This window comes from Kitasatospora sp. NPDC001159, assembly GCF_053598235.1.
Window position 1 is genome coordinate 1 of sequence record NZ_JBSFJV010000244.1, and the last position, 2,556, is coordinate 2,556.

The window sequence follows — 2,556 nt, forward strand, 5'->3', positions numbered from 1 at the left end:
ACAGATCTGGGCCCGCGAGCTGGATACCGGGCGCTACCACTGCTCGGTCTCCACGATGTACCGGATCCTGCGCGAGCGGGGACAGTCCGGTGAACGCCGCCGCCAGGCCACCCACCCGGCCAAGACGGTGCCCGAACTGGTCGCCGACGGCCCCTCCCAGGTGTTCACCTGGGACATCACCAAAGCGGCCGGCCCCAGCAAGGGCATCTGGTACCACGCCTACGTCATCATCGACATCTTCAGCCGCTACATCGTCGGCCACACCGTCGAACTCGCCGAATCAGCCGATCGGGCAGAGGAGCTGATCCGCGAGACCATCGCGCGCAACGGCATCGTCCCCGAGACCGTGCACGCTGACCGGGGCACCTCGATGACCTCCAAGAAGGTCTCCCAGCTGCTGATCGATCTCGGCGTCACCAGGAGCCACTCGCGCCCCAAGGTCTCCAACGACAACCCCTACAGCGAGGCCCAGTTCAAGACCACCAAGTACGTGTCCGACTATCCCGAGCGGTTCGACTCCCTGGCCCATGCCCGCGAATGGTTCGACGCCTTCATCTCGTACTACAACCACGAGCACAGGCACTCGGGCATCGGACTTCACACGCCCGCCAGCGTCCACTTCGGCACCGCCGAGGAGATCCGTGACCAGCGGGCCGTCACCCTCGCCGAGGCCTACGCGCGCCACCCCGAACGCTTCGGCCGCCGCCCCAGACCGCCCGAGATCCCGAAGACAGCGTGGATCAACAACCCCGCCAAGCGCAGGGAACCCGCACCACAAACCTCATAGCGTCACGACCGTCTCACTGGACTTGAAATCTTCCGAGCCGAGAAACCTACACGCGAGGCTGGCCGGCCCTTCGCCAGGCTGGGGACCCTACCCGCTCAGCAACGGGGACTCGATCCCCTGCAGGTCACGCCTGCTGCCATCGCCTGGGCATCGCTCGGCGCCGAAGGCCTGACCCAGGTCGGAGGGGTTTCGGCGAGGGCGTCCACGTGGCGATCAGAGACGAGTACGGGCCCTCGCGCCGCAGCTGCGCGCCTTTGCCGTGCTTGTCCAAGGTGTCGTACTCGGCGAGGATCCTCGGCTTGTACGCCGCCGAGAACCGGCGGTTCGTGGAACGGGGCTCCACCTGCGGATCCGGGACCCTGTGGTCGATGGTGCTGGCCACCTGGGCTCTCCTCCATCTCCGCCCTCGACTCATTGAATTATCCAGTATGCCCGACTTGTCTCACTTTGCCAGAGAGGGCACGTCCCAACTCGACCCCAACGCCTCACGCCGACGGACTCCGCCGTCAAGAAAGTCCAGCTCAAAGGCCGGGAGTGCCCGTAAATCGAGCGCCCGAGCCAACTCTCCCACCCGCCACCAACCATGACCGAGGCACGACAACTCAAGGTTCAGTGGCACAAACACGGCCCGCTGAGGTGGGCTCGCTCTTGTAAGGATCAATCGGTTTCGCGATAGTGCTCGTACGCAACTCCCAAGGGGGACTTCAGGTTTCCTGCCCATCGGTCTCTAACGGAAGGCGGATGTGAGATGAACACCAGTGCAGTTGTCCGGCCGGGGCTTCAAGGCCGGATCGCGGCCATGTTGGGCCTGCTGGCCCTGTTGGCAAGCGTGTTCGTCGTGTCGATTGCAACTCCCGCGCGGGCCGACGGCTCCTACTGTGGGCACGCGGTCCTGGGGGCCATCGAGCAGAGGTACATCCAGATGGGTGGCTCTGGCGGGTCGCTCGGATGCCCCCTCACGGACGAGCTGGTCAACCCCGACGGGGTCGGCCGACGAACGCAGTTCGAACACGGGACGATCTACTGGTCTCCGAACACTGGCGCTTGGCCGGTGTGGGGAGCCATCGGCGACTACTGGTGCAGCCAGGGGTGCGAGGCGGGATGGGCAGGCTATCCCACTTCCTATGAGTACACCGTAGGCGCCGAGGTCCGTCAGAACTTCCACTGCGCGGTAGTCCACTTCCAGGACCTCGGCGGCGGGGCATCGAGGACTTGGGGAGACAACATCTGTGTCTGAGCTTGTGGTTTAACCTCGGAGGTCACCCGACCTGCTGATCTGCGGTTCTTCGCGAGACAGCAGAGGCGGCCGCCCTTCACGCTTCGAGGTGTCGAGTAACGAAGCTGAAGGAACGGCCGCTGGTGACGAGTCTCCCTGTGCAGGTGCCCGCCGTCGAGCAGTGGGGCGTGCTGTCCCGCTTTCGGATGGACTTCTACGAGTGCCTGTACACGCGCGCGGACGTGCTCTTCGAGCTCACCGACGCGCTGCTGTGCACGGACGGGCCGGTCAAGACGCTGTGGACCTGTCGCTGGCGGCCGAGCACCGGCGTGGGCACGGTGCGATGTACGCCGCGCTGGACCGGGGCTGGCTCGAGCCCGCCCGACTGCGCCGCGCGCTGGCCGCCCTTCCGATCCCTCGCCTCGCTGACGGTGCCCTTGCCGATAACCTCATCCGCACTGGTGAGAGGCTCTGCGCGACGGTGCACTGGTGTCGTCCTCGTCGGTCGGTCAGGCACTCTGGCTGAGCCGACGAGATCTGCGGCATGATGATC

General features: G+C 65.6%; 2 protein-coding genes and 1 pseudogene. All 3 read left to right on the forward strand.

Features of this window, described 5'->3' with window-relative positions; translation table 11 throughout:
• The coding region (locus tag ACWC9T_RS41470; RefSeq protein ID WP_449826196.1) for a transposase at window positions 1–787 on the forward strand (787 nt) is incomplete at its 5' end.
• A 748-nt stretch (window positions 788–1,535) separates the two neighbouring features.
• The gene (locus ACWC9T_RS41475) at window positions 1,536–2,024 is read left to right on the forward strand and encodes an LGFP repeat-containing protein (protein ID WP_449826197.1); all 489 of its coding nucleotides are present in this window, start codon (window positions 1,536–1,538) and stop codon (window positions 2,022–2,024) included.
• 185 nt (window positions 2,025–2,209) lie between these two features.
• Window positions 2,210–2,442, forward strand: a pseudogene (locus tag ACWC9T_RS41480) (transposase); the annotation flags it as partial.
• Window positions 2,443–2,556: the final 114 nt, after the last annotated feature.